The 25999-nt window shown below is 48.0% G+C and carries 2 protein-coding genes (1 of these 2 only partly in view); both read left to right on the top strand.

The genetic code is table 11. The features are described 5' to 3' along the window. On the top strand, positions 1–4559 hold the 3' end of the coding sequence (locus BBR47_RS19955; protein ID WP_015892240.1) for an SDR family NAD(P)-dependent oxidoreductase. Its footprint begins 7294 nt before the window's first position; the window shows 4559 of its 11853 coding nt (coding positions 7295–11853); its start codon lies beyond the left edge, outside the window; it ends in the stop codon at positions 4557–4559. Then, positions 4556–25999, top strand: a complete 21444-nt coding sequence (locus tag BBR47_RS19950; protein ID WP_041749535.1) for a non-ribosomal peptide synthetase — start codon at positions 4556–4558, stop codon at positions 25997–25999. Before BBR47_RS19955 ends, BBR47_RS19950 begins: the two co-directional genes overlap by 4 nt.

The raw sequence follows: 25999 nt of genomic DNA, 5'->3' as shown, positions 1-25999 counted from the left end.
GCACTTCCGATCTTCAGCCATCCCTGCCTTTTGCCTTGGAGGAATTGAACATTTACAGTGCTTCTACAGCTGCTGCATGGGCGTTAGTTCGATACAGTGACGGCAATGCAACTACGCAAAAAGTACAGAAGCTCGACATTGATTTGTGTGATGAGCAAGGCACGATTTGCGTTAGCATGAAGGGATTCACAACGAGGGTGCTCGAAGGTGAAAAAGCTGCCGGGGTTGCAAAAAACAAGGGTACAGGTGAAGCAGGCAAAATCACTAGTACGTTGATGCTGCAGCCTGTTTGGATCGAAAAAGGCATTCCCAAGGAAGCCAAAGCTCTTGAATATGAACAGCATGTGGTGATGCTTTGCGAACCAGGGAAGATTTCATCGGAAAGCCTTTCATCTCAGATAAACGGTGCGAGAGTCCTCGTGTTGCAATCGGATCAGCACGGCATAGCGGAAAGATTCCAAGCGTATGCTGTTCAGGCGTTTGAAGAAATAAAAACCCTTCTTCAAGCAAAACCAAAGGGGAAAATACTGATTCAGATTGTAGTTCCTTTGGAAACGGAACAACGACTGTTTGCTGGATTAGCTGGTCTGTTGAAAACCGCACAGATCGAAAACCCGAAAGTAATCGGACAGTTGATTGAGATTAATTTAACAGAAGATTCAGTGGAATTAGCGGAGCAGTTGAGAGCAAACTGCCTTTGCCCTACAGACAGCCAGATTCGCTATCAGTTAGGGAAAAGATATATAGCGGGATGGAGTGAGGTTGCTCCCCAGGTTGAAGTCAGTATGCCGTGGAAAGACAACGGGATTTATTTGATCACAGGGGGAGCAGGTGGCTTGGGACTTCTTTTTGCCGAAGAGATGGCGGGGAAAGCCCGTGGCATCACCTTGATTTTGACGGGACGCTCTGCGCTGACTGAGGAGAAGCAAGCACAGCTTCACAAGCTTGCGGACAACGGAAACAGAGTCGAATATCGCCAAGTGGATGTCACTCAGAAACAGGCCGTGGAGGATTTGATCCAAAGAATCCAAGCAGACTTTGGTGATCTTCACGGGATCATTCACGGGGCGGGCGTGACTAGCGACAACTTTATCCTGAAAAAAACAAAAGCAGAAGTACAAGCAGTTCTCGCGCCAAAGGTTGCGGGACTCCTTCATGTAGACGAAGCGACTAAGGGACTGAATTTGGATTTCTTTGTCCTCTTTTCTTCAGCCGCTGGAGGCTTAGGCAATATGGGCCAAGCAGATTATGCGACGGCCAACGCCTTTATGGATAACTACTCTGCTTACCGCAACGAGCAGATCGCGCTAGGTAAACGGCGGGGGCAGACCATCTCCATCAATTGGCCTCTGTGGAAAGAGGGTGGAATGCAGGTAGGCGAAGAGACAGAAAAGAGATTGTGGGACGATCTTGGCATGGTTGCAATGCAGACAGCTTCGGGTATCAACTGCTTGTATCAGGGGTTAGCTTCGGGACAAGATCAGTTGATGGTCATGGAAGGTGATCGTGTACGGATGAAGCAGAGGCTGATGGGAGCAACGGCAACCTCCGTGACCGCAACAGCTCATTCGAACAGCTTGCAAAGTGAGGTTCAAGCGTCTTTGCGGAAAATGGTCGCTGATATGCTCAAGGTGGAGAAAGAGGATATAGATATCTACGCGGAGCTCCATGAGTACGGCTTTGACCAGATTAAGCTAACCGAATTTACAAACAAGCTGAATCAAGCCTATCAGCTTGAGCTTACTCCACCTGTATTGGTAGAGTACCCGACGCTTTTTACTGTCTCGCAATACTTGTTGGAAGCATACCAGGATCGGTTCATACAATCGTTCCACCCAGCAGAGAAGGAACAGCCAATTTCCGGTGGGCAACAAGATGTGCTTCGGGCAAAAGTAAGGGAATATCTGAAAAAAGAAGTTTCTGCTGTTATCAAGCTCCCTGCCTATAAAATCGATGAGGAAGCCCCACTGGAGAAATACGGGATCGACTCGGTTATGGCGATGCAATTGACCAATCAATTGGAAAAAGTGTTCGGTTCGCTGTCGAAAACGTTGCTCTATGAATACCAAAACATCGAGGATTTGACAGGCTATCTTGTAGCTCATCATCGAGACAAAATCATCGAAATCATGGGGACTGGGAAAACCGCAGAGACAAGTACAGGAGAGAATGTTCCTAATGCTCTGCCTACTGCTGACTCCATAACAGCCCAGCGCCGTCGTTTCTCACGATTTGTTACGCGTGAGCAGGCAAATAAACAAACGACATCTGACCTAGACATTGCGGTCATCGGTATTTCTGGTCGTTATCCGCAGGCTTCCACTATACAAGAATTCTGGAACAACTTGCGGGACGGCAAGGATTGCATTACAGAAATTCCGCAAGAGCGCTGGGATCACAGCCTGTTTTTTGACGAGGCTCGGAACAGCCAAGGAAAAGCATACAGCAAATGGGGCGGCTTCATAGATGGTGTCGATCAATTTGATCCGCTGTTCTTCCATATTTCTCCGCGGGAAGCGGAAATGATGGACCCTCAAGAACGCCTTTTCCTGGAAACCGTGTGGAATCTGCTTGAAGAGGCAGGACACACGCGAGAGGTATTACAGAGTCAATATGAGAATAAAGTCGGCGTCTATGTAGGGGCGATGTATCAGCCGTATCACGCATTTGATACGGATATGGAAAAGAGCTCGATCATTTCCCTGTCTTCCTACCATTCGATTGCCAACCGAGTCTCTTACTTTTTTAATCTGCAAGGTCCAAGCATGGCGATTGATACAGCATGTTCTTCATCTGCCATTGCCATTTACCATGCCTGCGAAAGTTTGTTAAAAGGTGAAAGCACGCTTGCCATCGCGGGTGGCGTGAATGTTTCGATCCATCCTAAGAAATACCTAGGCTTAAGTCAGGCCCAAATGATTGGAAGCCACGTAGACAGCAGAAGCTTTGGTGATGGAGACGGATATTTGCCAGCAGAAGGCGTAGGCGCTGTACTATTGAAGCCTTTAGCCAAAGCGGTGGAAGATGGAGATTCCATCTTAGCCGTTATCAAATCAGCCGCGACCAATCATGGCGGACGTACCAATGGATTCTCCGTGCCTAATCCCAACGCACAAGCGCAATTGATAGAAGAAAATTTTGCGAGAGCGGGCATTGATCCACGGACGATCAGTTATGTGGAAGCCGCCGCTAATGGCTCGTTGCTGGGAGATCCGATTGAGTTGAAGGCGTTAACAAATGCTTTTTCGAAGCAGACGGACGATGTTCAATTTTGTGCGATTGGGTCAGTGAAATCGAATATCGGTCACGCCGAAGCAGCTTCTGGTATTTCTCAGCTGACCAAGGTAATTTTGCAGCTACAGCATCAGGAGTTGGTTCCCTCTATAAAAGCGGAGCCGTTGAACCCGCATATCCATTTTGCAGAAACGCCTTTTTATCTGCAAAAAGCTCGACAAAAGTGGGAGCGGCCCGTACTAAGAATCAATGGGGAAGAACGAGAGGTTCCGCGCCGAGCGACGATCAGTTCGTTTGGAGCAGGCGGGTCAAATGCTCATTTGATCCTCGAAGAATATATTCCGGTGCAAAAAGAAATGAAATCTATTTCTGCTGACACTTCACCCAAAATCGTGGTTTTCTCGGCAAAAAATGCGGAGCGATTGCGTGCCGTTGCGAAGCAGATGCTTGCATTTGCCCAGCAGCAAGCGTTTTCCTTAGCGGATTTTGCCTATACGCTCCAAGTGAAACGAGAGGCCATGGAATGCAGGCTGGCTATGGTGGTTCAAGATCGAGATGAACTGGTTCATGGATTACAGGCGTATTTGGAAGCGGTCGAACTAGGTAGCGAGCCAACTGCATCGATTCCTATCTATACAGGAGACCTCGAAGAAGACCATGCAGGAGTGAGAAATCTGTTTTCTGGCAAGGTAGGAGATACCGTATTACAGGTTCTTTTAGCAGAAAATAATCTGGAAAAGCTTGCCCTTCATTGGACGCAGGGAGGTAAAATTCCTTGGGAATCCTTGCATCCAGAAGAACGTCGCATGATGTCTCTGCCTACCTATCCTTTTGCCAGAGAGAGCTATTGGCTCGGCACTGAAACGGTCACTCCACCTATGGTAAAAGAGACGTTCACGATTGATATCAACCGGGACAGCCCAACAGAGGAAAACATCCAGCGGGATATGGCACAATTTCTCGCACGGGAATTACTTCTTTCGGAAGGGCAAATCAAGCCAAACAAATATTTCTTGGACTATGGCATGGATTCGATCATGGTGACCAAGCTGATTCGTCATTTAGAGCAGCGCTGGAATATCAAGATCAGAGGGCGGGAAGTGCTGGAGAACCCGACGATGAAGTCCTTGGCACATCTCCTTGTGATAAAAATAAAAGAGTGCAGTCATAAAGAGATCGCTTCCACGACAGATTTCGAAACAATGTCTCCGGATAGCGGGGAACGGACGGAGAATATCGCAGTCGATATGTTGCAAAAATTCAAAGAAGGCCTGCTAAGCCTGGAAGAGATCGAACAGTTAATCGACAAAGGAGGGATAATATGATGCGACGGGAAATCCTCATGGCTTACAAAGAAGGTAAGCTGTCTGCTGCGGAAGTCAAAGAGAAGCTTCTGGAGGTGGAAAACCCATCGTTTACAAGTCCTCTGTCCGTCGGGCAGCAAGGATTGTGGATGTTGCAAAAAATGTCCCCTACGATGAGTGCGTATAATGTTCCGTTATGCTTTTGCATCCGCCAGAAATGGGACGTAGCCTTATTTAAACAGGCCTGCCACCATGTCTGGAAACAGCATCCGATTTTACAGCGTTCGATTATGGAAAAGCAGGGTGTTCCGTATCTCATTCAACGTCTAGAGCAATTGCTTGCCATTGAGCAGGAGGACATCTCAAGCCTAACGTCCCAAGATGTTTTGCCGTATCTCAGACAAAAAGTAAAAGAGCCCTTTTCATTGGAAAAGGGTTCTTTACTTCGCATTCATCTATTGTCTCGTTCGGAAGAAGAGCATTATGTGCTGATTACGATCCATCATATGATCTTTGACGGACATTCCTCCTTGTTAATCCTGCGAGATTTGGTTCAAACCTATATCGAGCTGGTTGAAGGAAAGCAGCCAAAAGTAACACTGAATTCAACGGATTACGCTGACTTCGTAAAATGGGAACAGGACATGATGGCAAGTGCGGAAGGTGGAGAACATCGTTCTTACTGGCTGGAGCAATTGTCAGGGACGCTCCCACAATTGGAGCTTCCTGCCGATCGCCCACGTTCTTCCGCACCAAGCTTTGAGGGGCAGGTTTATACGCACGTATTTTCACGAGATGTGAGTCAGCAGGTGAAGCAGCTCTCCAAGCATTACCGTATGAACCCATCTGTTCTTTTGTTAGGGATATTTAAAGCCTTATTGTATCGCTATACAGGTCAAACGGATGTGATTGTCGGAATGCCGACGATGGGACGTCCAGAAGAGAGATTCGATTCTCTGATTGGTTATTTTGTCAATATGATTCCCATTCGCAGTCAGGTAACGGGGGAAAAGTCTTTCTCCCAGTTCGTTCGGGAATTGCAGCTTACGCTGATCGACGGGATGGATCACGCTGTCTATCCTTTTCCAGCGATGGTTCGCGAGGCAAATATTCCTCGACTTCATGGAAATTCACCCGTATTCGCTATCATCTTTACGTACCAAAATTTTCTGCAATCGCAAAACTTGCAGCGCTTTTATGATGAATGTCAAAACAAGCTTGCCATCGAATTGATTGACGGCGTTCATCAAGAGGGTGAGTATGAATTTGAGTTAGAGGTGTTTGAGCAGGAAGCCGAGTTTGTCCTAAATTTGAAATACAATCCGCATGTATTTGATCAAGCGACGATACAACGGATGGCCGCGCATTATCAAAATATCGCAAACGCAGTCATCAAAAATCCTGACATCGCTTTGGGTGAGATTCCACTTATTTCTGCGGAAGAACGAAACATGCTGCTCGTTGAGTGGAATGCGACGGAAGAGGCATTCCCACAGGCGTTGTGCATCCATGATTTGTTTGAGAAGCGAGTTCAACAAACGCCAAATGCTGTGGCAGTTGTTTATGAAAAGCAGTCGTTGACCTACCGTGAACTAGATGAGCGGGTTACCAAGCTGGCGATCTTTTTGCAGGCGAAGGGAGTAGGCCCGGAAGCTACAGTAGGAATTTGTGTCGAACGTTCTTTGGAAATGGTCATCGGCATTTTAGGCATTCTGAAAGCTGGCGCAGCCTATGTTCCATTGGACCCAACCTATTCCACAGAGCGGTTGGCATACATGGTAGAAGACAGCAAGAGCACTTTGGTGCTTACCCAGGCTCGCCTTTTGGACAAGGTAGCTTCAGCCGCAGGAGAAAGTACGAAATGCATCGTGCTAGACAGGGATTGGGAAGAAGTTGAGCAGACAGCCCAGCGACAAACAACGCTCAACCGGGTAGTAAACCCAACTAATCTCGCTTATGTGATTTATACATCCGGAAGCACAGGGAAACCCAAAGGGGTCATGGTGAGTCATGAAAGTATCATCAACACCCTCTTTTTCCTGGAAGCTCGTTATCCGGTTATGGAGAACGATGTTTATTTGCTGAAAACCAACTATGTGTTTGATGTTTCGTTGTCTGAGCTGTTTGGTTGGTTCATTGGTAGAGGGCGTCTGGTCATTCTCCCGCCATATGGCGAGAAGTCACCAGAAATGTTAGCGGAATCGATCGTGAAGCAACGCGTGACGCATGTCAATTTTGCTCCAGCGATGCTGAATGTCTTCGTCAACGGCGTTTTAGCGAATCAGCCATTCCTGAAGGATTGTCCGCTTAAATATGTGATGGTTGCAGGAGAAGCCTTTCCAAAAGAGTTGGTGAAAAGGACGGTTGCGACTTTTCCAAAGGCGAAGATCGAAAATATTTATGGACCAACAGAAGCCTCTATTTATGCGGCATGGTTCTCCTGCTCTGAAAATGAACTGGTCAGCAGCAATACACCGATTGGTAGACCTGTCGCAAATACGCAACTCTACATCGTTGATTGCCATATGAATCCCGTGCCGGTCGGTGTGCCAGGAGAGCTTTGTATTGCAGGAAAAGGCTTGGCTCGCGGGTATTTGAATCGCCCGGAGCTGACCGCAGAGAAGTTTGTAGATAACCCGTTTACACCGGGAACCAAGCTGTATAAAACAGGTGATGTAACACGTTGGCTCCCTGATGGAACGATTGAGTACTTAGGCCGAATTGATCATCAAGTAAAAATTCGAGGCTTTCGGATTGAATTGGGTGAGATCGAGAGCCAACTAATGGCTCATCCACAGATTCAAAGCGTTGTCGTGTTGGTGAAAGAAGAGGGAGATCATAAACGGTTGGTTGCTTATTATGTTCCGAAGGCAGGTCCGAACCATGAACGGCTTGAGCCTTCAAAATTACGGGATTACTTGAGGAAGAATTTGCCAGAGTATATGCTCCCGGCATTTTTTATTTCCATGGATAAAATCCCGTTAACCGCTAATGGAAAAGTGGATCGCACAGAGCTGCTAAATCAAAAGCTTGTGGTCACACAGGCGAAGAAGCAGAGCCTTCCGCAATCTGATATAGAGCAAAGGACTTTGAAAATTTGGCAGGATGTGCTGAATGTAGAGGGGATCAGTCCAGAAGATGGCTTTTTCGATGTGGGCGGAGACTCGATTCTCGCTACCATGGTTGTTGCCAAAATGACGGAAGAGTTTCAGTGCGATCTAAATGTGACTACTCTATTTAAGTACGTCAATATTCGAGAGATTAGCGAATATATCGCGGCAAGGAAAGAGAATGAATCGGATGAGCAAATGGATTTTGCCAATTCGAACCAGACAACGGCGTATAGCGATGGAGAAGCGGAGGAGTCATATCCTGATTATTATGAGGATAGCATTGCAATTATTGGAATCTCCTGCCACTTCCCGGGAGCGAAAAATCATAGAGAGTTTTGGGAGAATTTACGAAACGGCGTAGAAAGCGTACGTTTCTTTTCTGATGAGGAAATCGATCAATTACACCTGCCTGATGAATACTTGCAAAATCCGAACTTTATTCCGGTGCAGTCCACCATAGAAGGAAAGGATCACTTCGATCCGGGATTCTTTCACCTTTCAGCCAGAGACGCAGAATTTATGGACCCGCAGTTTCGGCTGTTATTGACCCATTCATGGAAAGCATTGGAGGATGCAGGGTATACACCAAAGCAGGTTCCGCAGACGGGTGTATTTATGTCGGCGAGCAATAGTTATTATCAAGCACTTTTGCCGCATTTCACTAAGGAATCACCGAATGTCATGAAAGACCCCAATGAATATGTCTCGTGGGTTTTAGCACAAGGTGGAACCATTCCGACGATGATTTCTCATAAAATGGGGCTGAAGGGACCGAGCTTTGCCGTCCATTCCAATTGTTCGTCCTCGTTGGTTGGCTTGCATCTGGCTTATCGCAGTCTGCAATCGGGAGAATCGAAGGTGGCTTTAGTAGGGGGCGCAACGATTTTCCCTACGACTTATTCAGGGTATGTCTATCAAGCTGGATTGAATTTTTCCAGTGATGGTCACTGCAAGACGTTCGATGCGTCAGCAGACGGTATGGTCGGTGGAGAGGGAGTCGGCGTGGTTGTCCTCAAAAAAGCTTCCGATGCGATCAAGGACGGCGATCATATTTATGCCCTCATGAGAGGAATTCGCATCAACAATGACGGGGGAGATAAAGTCGGATTTTATGCGCCAAGTATAAAAGGTCAGGCTGAGGTGATTCAGCAAGTATTAGAGGACACCAAGGTTCATCCTGAAACGATTAGCTATATCGAAGCCCATGGAACGGGTACTTATTTAGGCGATCCAATAGAATTCGCGGCGCTCAATGAAGTCTATACAAAATACACATCCAATAAACAGTACTGCGGACTTGGATCGGTGAAAACCAATATAGGACATCTCGATACAGCCGCAGGGTTAGCAGGCTGCATTAAAGTAGCATTGAGCTTATACCATAATGAAATTCCTCCCTCGCTACACTATGAAAAGCCGAATCCGAATATCAATTTGGATCAATCGCCGTTTTATGTGGTTGATACACTGAAAAAATGGGAGGATGCACCTGTTCCCCACAGAGCGGCGTTAAGTTCATTTGGCCTTGGCGGGACGAATGCTCATGCGATTTTTGAACAATGGAAGGTTGGGACAGAAGCTAAGCGTATCAACGTGAGTGATGATAACAATCATCACGTTTATTTCGTGCCGTTATCAGCCAAAAACGATGATCGTGTTCTGGCATATGCCCAGCAACTCGTTGATTTCCTTAGAGGGAATCAGGAGCGAGTCCATCTAGCAGATTTGGCCTATACTCTCCAGGTAGGAAGGGAAGCGATGGAGAGCAGGGCTATTTTTATTGTCAAAGATACAGCGGAACTCATTCAAAAGCTGAGTGACCTTTTGGGTGGAGCGGAACAAACAGCGGGTAGCTTTAAAGGGAATACAAGACAAGCAAGCCACGAAGTCTCCCTATTGAAAAAGAATGGGTCTAATCGTGAGTTAATCACCAAGCTGTTTGCAGAAGGGAATGGAGAAAAAGCAGCCGAGCTGTGGAGCAAGGGTCTAGATATCGAGTGGGAAGTCCTGTACAGCGATGCAAAACCGCGTCGCATCAGCCTGCCTACCTATCCTTTTGCTGAGGAATCCTACGGGGTTCCTGAGAATGTGTACAAGGAGTCGGTAGCGGCTTCTGTACAGATTGCGCCAGTCTCTTCAACAACTCCAGAAACCCTGCTACTCCAACCGTGCTGGAACGAACAGGAGATCAGCCAAAAAGCTGACTCACCTGCTTTTGCAGAGCATCTCGTGATCCTTTGTGAATGGACAGAGGAATTCCAAGAGCGTATCGAATCCGAAATGAACGGAGTGCGCTGCCTGGTCTTACAACCACAATCGCAGCAGGAAAGTATCGCGGAACGGTTCCATGCCTATACCGTCCAGGCATTCACGGAAATCCAGCGAATCCTTGCCAATAAACCAAAAGGAAAAGTGCTGCTTCAGCTTGTTGTGCCTACCAAAGAGGAACAGCAATGCTTCTCCGCCCTCTCTGGTTTGCTGAAAACGGCGCACTTGGAGAATCCCAAGCTGATTGGACAGCTGATTGTAGTGCAGGCAGAGGACAATCCAGCGGAATTGGTTCATAAGCTGCAACAAAACAGCACCGATGAGAAAAGTAAGCATATTCGTTATCAGGATGGCAAGCGATGGGTGAGCAGCTGGAAAGAAATGAAAGCTTCCGGGCAACCAGAGCATGTATGGAAAGATGATGGCGCTTATCTGATTACGGGCGGTGCAGGCGGATTAGGCATGATTTTTGCCAAGGAAATCGCTCAGCAAACGAAGGGAGCGACAGTGATTATCACGGGTCGTTCTTCCTTGGATAAAGAAAAGACAGCCACATACAGCGAGTTGAAAGCACTGGGAGCCAATATTCAATATCGCCAAGCTGACATCACACAAAAGCAAGCGGTAGAAGATTTACTCCAAGGCATCAAGCAAGAGTTTGGTAGCCTCACAGGCATCATTCATAGTGCGGGAGTCATTCGCGATAGTTTTATCATTAGAAAAACAGTGGATGAAGTGGCGCAAGTGCTGGCGCCGAAAGTATCTGGACTGGTGCATCTCGATGAGGCAAGCAAGGATATGGCGCTTGATTTCTTTATTTTCTTCTCTTCTGGCGTGGGATGCTTTGGTAATGCAGGGCAGGCCGATTATGCTACTGCCAATGCCTTTATGGATCAATACGCCAAGTATCGTCATGATTTGGTGAAAGCAGGTGAACGTCAAGGCCAAACACTCTCCATCAATTGGCCGCTGTGGCAAGAGGGCGGTATGCGTGTGGATGAAGCGACAGAGAAGATCATGGAGACTAGAGGCATGGTAGCTATGCCGACTGCAAGCGGGATACAGGCGCTGTATCAAGGGGTGACTTCCGGCTCTGTGCAGATGCTGGTTATCGAAGGCGATCTGCCAACACTCAAGGAACAGCTGCTAGGTACTCCTTCCGTGTCGCAGCTCGGTTCCACATCGATGCAGGATGCGAAGCTTTCAGTCGATACAGGCGTGTTAAAAGAGAAAACGCTCTATCAGCTAAAAATGATGTTCGGTCAAGAGACGAGGCTTGGAGCAGGTAAAATCGCTGTCGATGAACCGTTCGAAACATACGGAATTGATTCGATTATGGTGATCCAGCTGAACAAAAAGCTAGGCGATGTCTTTAGCGAATTGTCCAAGACCATCCTGTATGAATGTCAGACGCTTGACACCCTTGCAGATTTTCTCGTCGCTGATCACTTGCCAGAATGCATGAAGTGGACGGGGCTAGATCGTCAGCGTGCGGTCAATCGTGAAACTCCAACACCACTGGTGCAAAACGAACGTGATATAGCCAGTCATGAACCGACTCGCAGTGTAGCCGTGCAATCAGAAAAGCAGATAGCACGGGAGCCGATTGCCATTATCGGCATGAGCGGACGTTATCCAAAAGCGCGATCGTTGAATGAGTATTGGGAGAATCTGAAGTCCGGAAAAGATTGCATTACGGAAATTCCGGAAGAACGCTGGTCACTGGATGGCTTTTTCGAGCCTGATCCAGACAAAGCTGTGGCAGAAGGAAAAAGTTATGGCAAATGGGGAGGCTTTGTAGACGGATTCGCTGACTTTGACCCGCTCTTTTTCAATATGTCCCCGTGGGAAGCGATGCATTTTGACCCGCAGGAACGATTGTTTATGGAGTCGTGCTGGGAAGTGCTAGAGGATGCAGGTTATACGAGACAACAGCTTGCGGAAAAGTACAATCGACGAGTCGGGGTGTTTGGAGGGATTACAAAAACCGGGTTCAGCCTGTATGGACCTGATTTATGGAAGCAGGGTGAATTGATTTACCCGCACACATCGTTTAGCTCACTGACGAATCGTGTTTCCTATTTCCTCAATCTCCAAGGTCCGAGTATGCCGATTGATACGATGTGCTCCGCTTCGCTCACCGCGATTCATGAAGCATGCGAGCATCTGTATAACGGCGATTGTGAACTGGCGATTGCTGGTGGAGTCAATCTGTATCTGCATCCTTCCAGCTATGTCTTCTTGTCAGCACTGCATATGCTGTCCGTGGATGGACAATGCAAAAGCTTTGGGCAAGGCGGAAACGGTTTTGTACCGGGAGAAGGCGTAGGTACAGTGCTGCTCAAACCACTGTCGAAGGCAATAGCGGATGGCGACCATATCTATGGATTGATTCGTGGAACCAGCGTGAATCACGGCGGAAAAACGAATGGCTATACGGTACCGAATCCAACTGCTCAAGGAGAATTGATTCGTCAGGCACTGGATAAGGCAGGTGTTCATGCCAAGACCGTAAGCTATATCGAAGCGCATGGAACAGGCACGGAGCTTGGCGATCCGATTGAAATTTCGGGGCTCATCCAAGCCTTCCGCAAGGATACGCAGGATACGGGATATTGTGCGATTGGTTCTGTAAAATCCAATATTGGTCACTTGGAAGCGGCGGCTGGAATAGCAGGAGTGGCAAAAATATTGCTGCAAATGAAGCATCAGCAGCTGGTCCCAAGCCTTCATGCGAAGGAGCTGAATCCGAATATTCCGTTTTCGAAAACGCCTTTTGTCGTTCAGCAGGACCTGGTTGAATGGAAACGACCGCTAATGGAAGTGAATGGAGTATTGAGAGAATTCCCGAGAATTGCCGGGATTTCTTCTTTTGGTGCAGGAGGCTCCAATGCACATGTTGTGATTGAGGAATATATTCCTGCGGTTAAGGAACGCCCGTCGATCACGGTCAGTCCGCAAAATCCGGCGATCATTGTTCTGTCGGCAAAGAATAAGGAGCGTCTCATCGAACAAGTGCAAAGACTGTTAGCGTCGATTGAGAAGCAATCCTTTACAGATGTGGACTTGGTGGATATTGCGTATACGCTCCAAGTGGGACGTGAGGCAATGGAAGAACGCCTGGCCCTGATGGTGAGCTCGCTTTCAGAGCTGGTAGAGAAGTTGCAAAGCTTTCTTGCAGGTGATGACAGCATTGCCGACCTCTATCGCGGTCAGGCAAAGCGTAGCAGGGAAACAGCAGACATCTTTGCAGGCGATGAAGAGTTGCAAGAAGCGATTGAAAAATGGATGCAACGCAAAAAATTCGCCAAGCTTCTCGATTTCTGGGTGAAGGGCTTGAATATGGACTGGAATAAGCTTTATGACGACAAAAAGCCCCGTCGGATCAGCTTGCCTGCGTATCCTTTTGCCAGAGAGCATTACTGGCTGCCTAAACCGAAGACACAGACGTCTATTCACACAAAAAGTACGCCTGGTCTGACTGCTTCCCTGCATCCTTTGCTGCATCAAAATACTTCGGATCTCCGTGAACAAAGATTCAGCTCTACTTTTGATGGTCAGGAATTCTTTTTATCGGATCATGTTGTAAAAGGAAAGAGAATTCTCCCTGGGGTTGCTTATCTGGAGATGGCTCGAGCAGCTGCAGATCTAGCAGCGGGAGCGTTGGAAGACGAGCAATTCGCGATGGAGCTGAAAAATGTTGTCTGGGCGCAACCGATAGTGGTGGAAGACAAGCCTGTTCAGGTACACATCGGGATTTATCCTGAGGATAACGGCGACCTTCGTTATGAAATATACAGCGAACCGCAAGTAGAGGCCGAATCGGTGGTACACAGTCAAGGGAGTGTGGTGTTTGCAGGGATCACTGCTGCACCCACGCATAATCTCGATGCGCTCAAAGCCCAATGTAGCTATCGAACACTTCATGCCAGAGAGTTCTATGAAGCCTTTCAAACAATGGGACTTGCCTATGGGCCAGCCCAGCAAGGAATTGAGCAAGTGTACGTGGGAGAAGGACAAGTATTGGCCAAGTTAGCCATGCCTTCCAAAGTTGCCGAGACGCAAGGAGAATTCGTCTTGCATCCGAGCATGCTGGATTCGGCCTTACAATCCTCTATCGGTTTATTGCTTGGCACAGGCGATACAGCGATTCTGAAGCCAATCCTGCCATTTGCACTGGAGAAGCTGAGCATTTTTAGCCAGACTTCCTCCCAGATGTGGGTATGGATTCGACAGGCTGCCGGCAATAGAGCGGGAGAAAAGGTACAGAAAGTAGATATTGATTTATGTGACGACCAAGGAACGGTTTGCGTGCGTATGCAGGGCTTCTCGGCACGAGTGCTGGAAGGTGAAGTAGAGGCGATAGATTCCAAAGGGAAGCTCGGAACACTGCTGGTTCATCCTGAGTGGAAGGAAAAAGCGGTTGTGAGCATCGCCGAAGCGTCTGATTATACACAGCGTATCGTGATGATGGTTGAACCGGATCGCATTACTTGGAACAATCTCCAATCCAACTTGAATGGAGTCCGCTGCCTTCCTTTACAATCCGCCAAAGAAGGCATTGCCGAGCGTTTCATTGATTATACGACGCAGATATTGGAGGAAATTCAAGGGGTTTTCAAGCAAAAAGTACGCGGTAAGGTATTATTTCAGATTGTCGTTCCCTTGCGAGCAGAGCAGCCATCTTTCACCGCTTTCTCTGGTTTGCTGAAAACGGCAAAATTGGAGAATCCCAACCTGGTTGGACAGGTAATCGAGATAGAATCGGGCGACGACGAATTCGGGATCGCTGGAAAAGTAAATGAGAATGTACGCTGCCCATTGGATGTTCTGATTCGATATCGATCTGGAAAGAGGTATGTAGCTGAGTGGGTAGAACTCGATGCTCCACAAGAAACGAGCATTCCGTGGAAAGACGGTGGGGTTTATCTCATCACGGGCGGGGCAGGTGGACTGGGTTATATTTTTGCCAACGAAATTGTACAGAAGGTTCAACAGGCGAACCTGATTCTGACAGGACGTTCCCCATTGGATCAAGAGAAGCAAGGTAAACTCCATGACTTGAAAAGAAATGGTGCAAGAGTTGAATACCGCCAAGTTGATGTGACGCAGAAACAGGAAATGGCAGAGTTGATCCGCACGATTCAACAGGACTATGGACGACTTCATGGCATTATTCATAGTGCTGGCGTGCTTCGTGACAGCTATATCCTCAAGAAAACCCGGGAGGAAGTTCAAGCGGTTCAGGGTCCGAAGGTTACGGGTCTCATCAATCTGGATGAGGCCACTAGAGATGTAGAACTGGATTTCCTGGTACTGTTTTCCTCGGTGGCTGGCAGCTTGGGGAATATCGGACAAGCAGACTATGCGTGCGCCAACGCCTTTATGGACGGATTTGCCCACTATCGCAATGGATTGGTTGCGTTACAGCAACGTCACGGACAGACATTGTCCATGAATTGGCCGCTGTGGAAAGAGGGCGGAATGAAGGCTGATGCAGAGGCCGGTGACATGTTGGAGCATAGCAGAGGAGTAGTCGCTATGCAGACTGCGACGGGGATTGCAGCCATGTACCAAGGCTTAGCCTCTGGAAAAGCACAGGTTATGGTGATGGAAGGTGATCTGGCGAAGCTCAAGCAAACACTGTTTTTGCAATCGCAAGTCAACAATTTTCAATCCAAGGATTCGGTCACAATGGATACCAGCAGCCTGCTGCAAAAAGTGGAATTGGCCTTGATGCAAACCGTGTCGGAGCTGCTTCAGGTTCCTTTCACGGATATTGATGGCAAAGTAGAGCTGTCAGAACTCGGATTTAATCAGGTTCTACTGACTGAATTCGCCAACAAGCTCCGTAAGCAATATCACATCGGACTAACTCCGACTGTATTCGTGGAGTGTCCGACGCTTCAGCAGCTTGCAGCTTATTTACTGGAAGAATTTGAAGACACGCTGGTAAAACAGGTGCAACCAGTGGCATCGATCACACCAACCAAGGTAGAGCCAAATGAAAAACAAGCGACAACTAGTGTGGAAAATAATGTTCTCCACGAGAAAGCAACTCATTTTGTGAAAAAGGAATTTGCCGAGGTTCTGCAATTGCCTGTGAATCGAATCGAAGAAGATGCCGCGATGGAGACATACGGAATTGATTCGATTCTATCCATGAAATTAACCAACCAACTAGAGAAAAGCTTTGGCTCGCTGCCGAAAACGTTATTTTTTGAGTATCAAACGATTCAAGAATTGATTGGATATTTCCTGGATTCCTATCGAGACAAATTCATTGAAGTCTTGGGTCTTACGGAACAGCAGGAAACAGTTGTTACCCGAGAAACTGCAACCGTGTCAACAGAAGAGAACACGTCGAAAATGCAAAGGAATAGCCATCGCGGAAGCAATCGCAAAGGCTCGCGGTTCATCTCAACACAGAAGGAAACCCAACCAGCAAAAGGAGCAGGAGCTTTGGACATTGCGATCATTGGGGTTTCTGGACGTTATCCGAAAGCGCGGAATATCCAAGAGTTCTGGAACAATTTGCGCGATGGCAAGGATTGCATTACGGAGATCCCTAAAGAGCGCTGGAACCACAGTCTGTATTTTGATGAGGATAAGAACAAACGGGGGAAAACCTACAGCAAATGGGGCGGTTTCATAGACGGTGTGGATCAATTCGATCCGCTGTTCTTCAACATTTCTCCGCTGGAAGCAGAAATCATGGACCCGCAGGAACGTTTATTTCTGGAGTGTGTGTATGAAACCTTAGAGGATGCAGGTTATACCCGCGAATCTCTCGGAGCGTCCCAAGGCTTCGGACTTGGCGGAAATGTCGGTGTTTATGTGGGCATCATGTATGAAGAGTATCAACTGTATGGTGCACAAGAAACCATGAGGGGCAGACCAATGGCCCTTGGCGGAAGCTTCTCATCTGTTGCGAACCGTGTTTCTTATTTCTTTGATTTCCATGGTCCTAGCGTAGCTGTTGATACTATGTGTTCCTCCTCGCTAACGGGCATCCATTTTGCCTGCCAAAGCTTGCTGCACGGTGAATGCGAGGTCGCGATTGCGGGTGGAGTCAATGTTTCCATTCACCCGAATAAATATTTGATGCTCGGACAGGGGAAATTTGCTTCCAGCAAGGGACGATGCGAAAGCTTTGGGCTTGGCGGCGACGGTTATGTGCCCGGTGAGGGTGTCGGCGCGGTGCTTCTTAAACCTCTGGCGAAAGCAATCGCTGATGGAGATCAAATTTACGGTGTGATTAAAGGAAGCGCTATTAACCATGGCGGCAAAACAAATGGTTATACCGTACCGAACCCGAATGCACAAGCGAGCGTAATTGGGCGTGCCTTGAGGGAGGCAGGAATTGATCCGCGGACGATTAGTTATTTGGAAGCCCACGGTACAGGCACTTCTTTAGGAGATCCGATAGAGATCGCAGGCTTGACCAAAGCCTTCCAAGCGTACACAAAAGACAAGCAGTTTTGCTCCATCGGATCAGCGAAGTCCAATATCGGGCATTGTGAGAGCGCAGCGGGAATTGCTGGGATTACGAAAATCCTGTTACAGCTCAAACACGGGCAGCTAGCACCATCTTTGCATGCGGAGGTGCTAAACCCGAATATTGATTTCAGCACGACTCCGTTTGTCGTCCAGCAAGAGCTGGCGGAGTGGAAACGTCCCGTCATTGACGGTCAGGAAATTCCAAGACGCTCCGGTGTGAGTAGCTTTGGTGCGGGCGGCTCGAATGCTCATATCGTTTTGGAAGAGTACATTCCAGACGACGAGAAACGTCCAGCTATCCAAGTAAATCAGGCAAATCCAGCGATCATTCTCCTGTCAGCAAAGAATGAAAGCCAGCTCCACGAACAGGCACAGCGATTGTTAGCGGTGATCAAGGATCGGACCATTTCTGATATGGACTTAGCAGATATTGCTTACACGCTTCAAATTGGGCGAGAAGCGATGGAAGAGCGACTGGGTGTGATGGCCAGCTCCATTCAAGAGCTTCAGGAAAAGCTGACGCAATTTGTAGATGGACAGGAAAGTATTACAGATGTATTCCGTGGACAGGTGAAAGGCAACAAAAAGACAATCGCCGTGTTTGAAGCGGATGAAGATTTGAAACAGGCCATCGGTGCTTGGATCAGCAAAAGAAAATACACCAAGCTGCTTGATCTATGGGTAAATGGAGGCGTGGTTGATTGGGACAAGCTCTACGGTGAGAAGAAGCCTCGTCGCATGAGCCTGCCTACGTATCCGTTTGCAAGAGAACGTTATTGGATTCCTCAGATGGATACGCAATTTGCGCGCGAAGTGGCAGCGGCGTCAGAAGGGTCGCTCTTCCTTCACCCATTGCTCCAGAAAAATACGTCCGAATTGTTGGAACAGCGGTATAGTTCCACCTTCCGTGGACAGGAATTTTTCTTGGCAGATCATGTTGTGAATGGTCAGCAGCTCTTACCGGGTGTTGCCTATCTTGAAATGGCACGCGAGGCAATCGATCAGTCAGCGGGAGCCTTGAAAGCGGGACAGAGTAGCTTGAAGCTCACAAATATTGTGTGGGCTAAGCCAATTGCTGTCGATGATCAGCCAGTCGACGTTCACATTGGTCTTCAGCTCGAGGATAGTGGGGAGATTGGCTATCGAATTTTCAGTGAGCATGCAGAAAATGAAGCAGAAGAGATTGTCCATAGTCAAGGAAGTGCTGGATTCCATACGGTTGCCGAGACGCCGACGCTCGATCTCGCTGCGTTACAAGCCGCATGCGACCATGGCATCTTGAGCCGCAGCCAATGCTATGACGGTTATAAAAGAATGGGAATCCATTATGGTCCAGCGCTGCAAGGAATCGAGCAAGTGCATAAGGGCATGGAGCAGGTGTTGGCAAAGCTGTCCCTCCCTTTCGCTGTTTTGGGGACAGAAGAGCAGTTTGTGCTGCACCCCAGTATGATGGATTCGGCTTTACAGGCGGCGATTGGCTTGTTTATGGGGGTTGATGACAGGAGCTTCGATTACCAGCTTGATTCGCTCAAGCCAATCTTGCCTTTTGCGCTGGATGAGCTGGAAATCTTCAGTCCATGCACGCCGCAGATGTGGGCGTATATTCGCTACAGTGATGGTAGCAACGCTTCTGATCATGTACAAAAGCTGGATATTGACTTATGTGACGAGCAAGGGAACGTTTGCGTCAGAATGAAGCGATTTTCGTCTCGTAAGCTGGACGGTAAAGCGGTAGACTTCGAAACAACTGAGGCACAAGCGATGTTGATGGTTCATCCTTGCTGGAAAGAGCAAGCAGCAGTCCAAAAAACAGAGGCTCCTGGCTATGCACAGCATATCGTGATGATGGCGGAAGGCTTTGAATCGTCGCTTGCGAGTATTTCCGCAGAGATGAACGAAGTGCGCTTAATTCCTTTGCAATCCCAACAGGATGCCATTGCCGACAGATTCGAGGCCTATGCTTCCCGAGTATTTTTGGAAATCCAAAGCATCTTTCAACAAAAGATACATGGCAAAGTGTTCGTGCAGGTCGTCGTTCCCGACAAAGCGGAGCAAGCATACGTAAGCGGGCTTTCTGGCTTGCTGAAAACAGCCCAGCAGGAGAACCCAAATGTCATCGGTCAATTCATTGAATTAAACCTAGGTGAACATGCAGAAGAAATCGTAAACAAGCTGCAAGAGAATGCCTGCGAGCCAATGGATGACCGAATTCGCTATCAAGCGGGCAAACGTTATGTACTGGGCTGGTGCGAAACCAAGCCATTGCAGGATGAGGTCACTATTCCGTGGAGAGAGCAAGGAACCTATCTGATTACGGGTGGGGCAGGCGGTTTAGGGTTGATTTTTGCAAGGGAAATCGCGAGTCAAGCGAAACAGGCAACCTTAATTCTCACAGGACGTTCTCCTTTGCGCGAAGATAAGCAAGCGATCCTTCATGATTTGCAAAGGTCAGGGGCAACGGTTGTCTACCGTCAAGTTGATGTGACGGATAAGCAGGAAGTAAACCAACTCATCCAAAGCATTCACCAGGAATTCGGAGGGCTTCACGGCATTATCCATAGTGCGGGTGTCGTGCGAGATAACTTCATCCTCAAGAAAACGACAGAAGAATGGAACCAAGTGGTAGCGCCAAAAGTTGCAGGTCTTACGAATCTAGATGAGGCGAGTAAAGATCAGCCTCTCGATTTCTTCGTCCTCTTTTCTTCGATAGCAGGAAGTATAGGAAATAGTGGTCAGGCAGACTATGCTTGCGCGAATGCCTTTATGGATGGCTATGCGAAAGATCGGAATGAACGAGTGCAGGCAAAGCAACGTCAAGGTCAAACGGTCTCCATCAATTGGCCGCTCTGGAAAGAGGGCGGGATGCAAGTAGATGAAGCAGTTGAGGAGATGGTGAAACAAAGGGTTGGAATGACCTCTTTGCAGACCGCGACGGGTATTCGTGCTTTTTATGAAGCCGTAGCTTCTCGAAAAGATCAGGTGATGGTAATGGAAGGAGATCTACAACGCCTCCACGCAGCAGTGGTGGGAAGACCGAAGACAGCAGAACAAGAAGTCAAAGCTTCTCCCGTTGTACAACCAACGAGTTATCATTTGCCAAAGGAAAAAGCCATCTATTATTTCAAAAAGCTGGTCTCTTCCGTGATCAAGCTGCCGATAGACCGCATTGAAGCAGATGCTTTGTTGGAAAAGTACGGAATTGACTCGATTATGGTCATGCAATTAACAAATGAATTAGAAAAAACGTTTGGTTCGTTGTCGAAAACGTTATTTTTCGAATATCAAACCATCGAAGAAATTGCGAAATACTTCCTGGCAGCGCATCAGGATCAGATGATGAGTATCCTGGGTATGGATGAGAAAGAAGCACCAACGGTACCCCCTGCTAAAAGATCGAGCGTTGCACCGACGACGGTTGCTGCAACGGCAAAACCGATCATCCATAACCGCAGGAGCAGAGGCAATGCGTTGAAGGAAACGATGAGTGAAACCAAACCAGCAAACGACGCCTTAGACATTGCGATTATTGGGGTCTCCGGTCGTTATCCGAAAGCGAGAACCATGAATGAGTTCTGGCGTAACCTGCGTGATGGCAAGGATTGTGTCACAGAAATTCCCGAAGAGCGTTGGGATCACAGCCTATTCTTTGATGCAGATAAGAAAAAACAAGGAAAAACCTACAGCAAGTGGGGGGGCTTCCTGGACGGTGTGGATCAATTTGACCCGTTATTTTTCAATATCACACCAAGAGAGGCTGAAATCATGGACCCGCAAGAGCGCTTGTTCTTGGAATGCGTCTATGAAACGTTAGAGGATGCCGGGTATACTCGTGAATCTCTCGGTTCAACACCTGGCATGGGTCTAGGCGGTAATGTCGGGGTTTATGTCGGAGTCATGTACGAAGAATACCAGCTCTATGGAGCACAGGAAACGATGCTCGGCAGACCGATGGCGCTGGCAGGAAGTCCAGCCTCCATTGCGAATCGCGTTTCTTATTTCTGCAACTTCCATGGACCTAGCATGGCAGTCGATACGATGTGTTCCTCTTCCCTGACAACCATTCATTTGGCTTGCCAAAGTCTACAGCAAGGGGAATGTGAAGCTGCTATTGCAGGTGGTGTCAACGTTTCGATTCACCCTAATAAATACTTGATGCTTGGACAGGGCAAATTCGCATCTAGCAAGGGACGATGCGAAAGCTTTGGCATTGGCGGCGACGGGTATGTACCTGGCGAGGGGGTGGGAGCAGTCCTGCTTAAACCTCTGGCGAAAGCGATTGCCGATGGAGATCAAATTTATGGTGTGATAAAAGGAACCGCCGTTAACCACGGAGGAAAAACCAATGGCTACAATGTGCCTAGCCCGAATGCCCAAGCTCGGGTTATTGGACGTGCTTTCCAAAAAGCCGGAATCGATCCACGGACGATCAGCTATCTGGAAGCACATGGTACGGGGACCTCTTTAGGCGATCCCATTGAAATGACGGGCTTAACGAAGGCTTTCCAAGCGTATACAAATGACAAACAGTTTTGTGCCATTGGATCGGCGAAATCAAACATCGGGCATTGTGAGAGTGCAGCGGGTATTGCTGGGGTGACGAAGGTTTTATTGCAGCTCAAGCATGGACAATTAGCCCCATCCCTGCATGCTGAAGTACTCAATCCGAATATAGATTTCAGCGTGACACCTTTTGTTGTTCAGCAAGAGCTGGCGGAGTGGAAGCGTCCGGTCATTGACGGACGGGAGGTTCCACGTCGTGCCGGTGTGAGCAGTTTTGGTGCGGGTGGATCGAATGCCCATGTCGTGATTGAAGAATACATTCCAAAAACGCAAGAGCAGCCTACCTTAGTGGCAAGTCCGCAAAATCCTGTGTTGATTCTCTTATCGGCAAAAAATGAAGAGCAGCTTCAAGAACGGGTACAACGACTGCTCGGAGCCATTTCAGAACAGGAATTATCCGATGCGGATTTAGCTCAAATGGCATATACCCTGCAAGTGGGACGAGAAGCGATGGAAGAACGTTTGGCTGTGATCGCGTGCTCGATGATGGAACTTGAAGAGAAATTAAAGCAATTCATAGGCAGGCAGAAGGACATTGAGGACCTGTATCACGGACAGGTAAAACGTCATAAAGAGACCTTGGCAATCTTTGCAGCCGATGATGATATGCCGCAAATGATTGATTCCTGGATGAACAAAGGCAAATACGGAAAATTGCTGGATGTTTGGGTGAAAGGGCTAAACATTGACTGGAGCAGCTTGTATGGGGAGAGAAAGCCTCGACGGATCAGTCTTCCAACCTATCCATTTAGCAGAGAAGCTTATTGGGTGCCTGGTGGACATACGTCATTTACAGGTGCAGCATCCCGATCCACTTATGAGCAGATTCCGGTTCAGCCGTACATGCGCATTTTGAAAAAGCAATGGAAGGCTTGCCCAGCGATGCCAGCCAAGGTAGCTCATCGAACGATCGGTATTTTCACAACGGATGAGACGAAGCAATTGGCGATTCAACTGTCCAACCATTTCGCAAAGAGTGAAATCATAGAGCACAACGAGCTTGAATCACGACTCCATCAGGATGAGACGGAGTGGAAAAACTATGATGGTATCGTAGATTTGATCGGTTGTGGACATCAGCAGGCCGATTCGCTGGCTTGGATTCCATGGCTGCAACAGCTCATTGAGAATGGTCATAAAGAAGGCATAAAGCTATTGGGTGTGACAAAAGGTGTGGAGGCCTTTCAAAATGACGCTGTCAATTTGGCGGGTGCCTCCCGTGTTGGCTTGTACCGGATGCTGCAAAGTGAATATAAGCATCTGCAATCACGTCATGTGGATCTAGATCCATTGGCTGATGGAGAAGAACTTGCGCAACAGATTGCAGCAGAGTTTTTCATGGATGATCAGGAAGCAGAGGTTTGCTATCGATCAGGTGAGCGTTATAGTGCTTATCTTCAGGAAGAGATGGTAGCTGACAGTCAGGAGCCAGCGCTTGTATTCCCTGAGAACCATGTTTTATTGATTACAGGCGGTACACGAGGGCTAGGGTATTTATGTGCCAAGCATTTTGTAGAACATTATGGTGTCAAAAAACTGGTGCTCACAGGGCGAGAAAGCCTGCCGCCGCGCGAGCAATGGGGAGATTATCAGCAGCAAAGCACTTCCACAGCAAAGAAAATTCGGGCGGTACAAGCTTTGGAAGCGCAAGGCGTACAGGTTCAAGTCTTATCTGTATCCTTAACTGATGAAGAGGCTTGGAAACAGTATTTACACGAGATAAAACAGACGATGGGGCCTATTGGCGGGGTGATTCATTGCGCAGGTTTTAGCGATGATCAAAATCCTGCCTTTATTCGGAAAACGACGGCTGGAATTCAGCAGGTATTACAACCGAAAGTGGCTGGGCTGCATACGCTCTACCAAATCTGCAAGGACGAGCCTTTACAGTTCTTCGTTCTCTTTTCATCTGCTTCGGCAGTCATTCCGTCCCTGGCAGCGGGACAGAGTGATTACGCGTTAGCCAATGCCTATATGGATTATTTTGCTTACGCACATGCGGATTCTTGCCCGATCATCAGCATTCAGTGGCCGAGTTGGAAGGAAACGGGAATTGGTGCAGTTACGACCAAAGCCTATCAGCAAACAGGACTTGTACACATCACGGACGAGCAAGGACTGCGATTACTAGATCATATTCTTTTGGAGAAAATGGGTCCTGTAGTTTTCCCGGCAGCCATTAACCAAGAACTGTGGGAACCCCATCAGCTGATGCAACACAAAAAGCAAGAAGCTTCTGGAGCGAATCTCTCGTCTCATCGTCCACCAGCAGGCAAGCCGACGCAAAGCTTAGTGGATCCTGTGAAGACAGCGCAAACAAGATTGATTGAGCTGTTTGCGAAGGAACTGAAAATAGATCCTGCCAGATTGGAGATAGACAAAGAGTTTCCGGACTATGGGATCGATTCGGTGTTACTGGCTCAAGTCATGAATGAGATCAGTAAATGGTTGGGCAAGGAGTTGGACCCGACGATTTTATATGAGTATCCCACCATCGAAACTCTTGCAGAATGGCTGTCCAGCAATCACGGCGATTCCATCGCTGACGATCTGAAGCTGACACCTCCTGAAATGAACCGCGATCCGAAGAGTCAGCCCATCCGTAGGGAGACTGTGAAAAGCCAAATGGCGAGTAGTCAGGCTGCGCAATATCGGGAAGCAATTCAAAATCTGTCTGACATTGCGGTAGTGGGGCTCTCTTGTCGTTTTCCGGGTGCTCGTAACGTGGAAGAATATTGGAAGTTGTTAGCGGAGGGCCGTTCAGCCATTGGTGCTGTACCCAAGGAACGCTGGGGTTATGAAAATTCCTATCACGCGGGACTTCTGGACGACATCACGACGTTTGATCCTTCTTACTTCCTGATTGCAAAAGAAGATGCCAAGGCGATGGACCCGCAAGCGCTATTGGTATTGGAGGAAAGTCTTCACCTTTGGCATCAGGCTGGATACACACCGAAAGACATCAAGGGAAAATCGGTAGGTATCTACATCGGGGCAAGAAGTAATCACCGCCCAAGCGAAGATCGTCTACATCAAACACAAAACCCGATTATGACCGTGGGACAAAACTATTTGGCTACGAATATTTCCCAATACTTCGATCTTAGAGGTCCGAGTATGGTCATTGATACGGCATGCTCTTCAGCGCTGGTCGGGATGAATATGGCGATTCATGCCCTTCGAAGTGGAGAGATTGAGGCTGCTATCGTCGGTGGGGTGAACGTATTAAACGGTGATGAAGCGCATCGGATGTTCCACCAAAGAGGAATTTTAAGCGAGGAGCCAGCCTTCCATATTTTTGATAGACGTGCGGGCGGACTCGTTTTGGGAGAAGGCGTAGGAATGGTTCTATTGAAGACCGTGGAGCAAGCACTGGCTGATGGGGATGAAATACAAGCCGTCATCAAGGGAGTAGCGGTCAACAATGATGGACGAACAGCAGGTCCTGCCACCCCGAATTTGCAAGCCCAAAAAGAGGTAATGCAGTCGGCACTGGCTAAAGCTGGCGTGAAGCCGGAACAAATCAGTTATATCGAAGCGAATGGATCAGGTTCAGAGGTTACCGATTTACTTGAACTCAAAGCCATTCAGTCTGTCTATCGCTCATCTCATTCGGAGGCTTGCGGATTAGGATCGATCAAGCCAAATATCGGTCATCCATTATGTGCAGAAGGGATTGCCAGCTTGATAAAAGTCGTGCTGATGCTCAAACACCGACAATTGGTTCCGTTCCTGTCAGGGCAAGAGCCGATGACTCATTTCCATATGGAGTCAACGCCTTTTTATTTTCAACGACAGCTTTCTGAATGGAACGATTCACCCAGAATAGCAGCGATTAATTGTTTTGCAGATGGGGGAACCAACGCCAACGTCGTTTTACAATCCTGGGAGGAGGCAGTCTCACGTCCGAACAAACGACATTCGATTGCACCTCCGACGTTAAACCGATTTGACGTCTACCGTGAAGAGAAACCCAACCATACGATCAGTATTTGGAAGCGACAAATAGTGGAGGGATAA

Source organism: Brevibacillus brevis NBRC 100599 (genome assembly GCF_000010165.1).
Classification (GTDB): Bacteria; Bacillota; Bacilli; order Brevibacillales; family Brevibacillaceae; genus Brevibacillus; species Brevibacillus brevis_D.
Note: the sequence above shows the minus strand (reverse complement) of the source record. Positions and strands in the feature narration are given on the sequence as shown.

Coding starts and splice junctions, on each gene's coding strand:
- BBR47_RS19950 (WP_041749535.1), top strand. CDS start 4,556: ATGATGCGACGGGAAATCCTCATGGCTTACAAAGAAGGTAAGCTGTCT.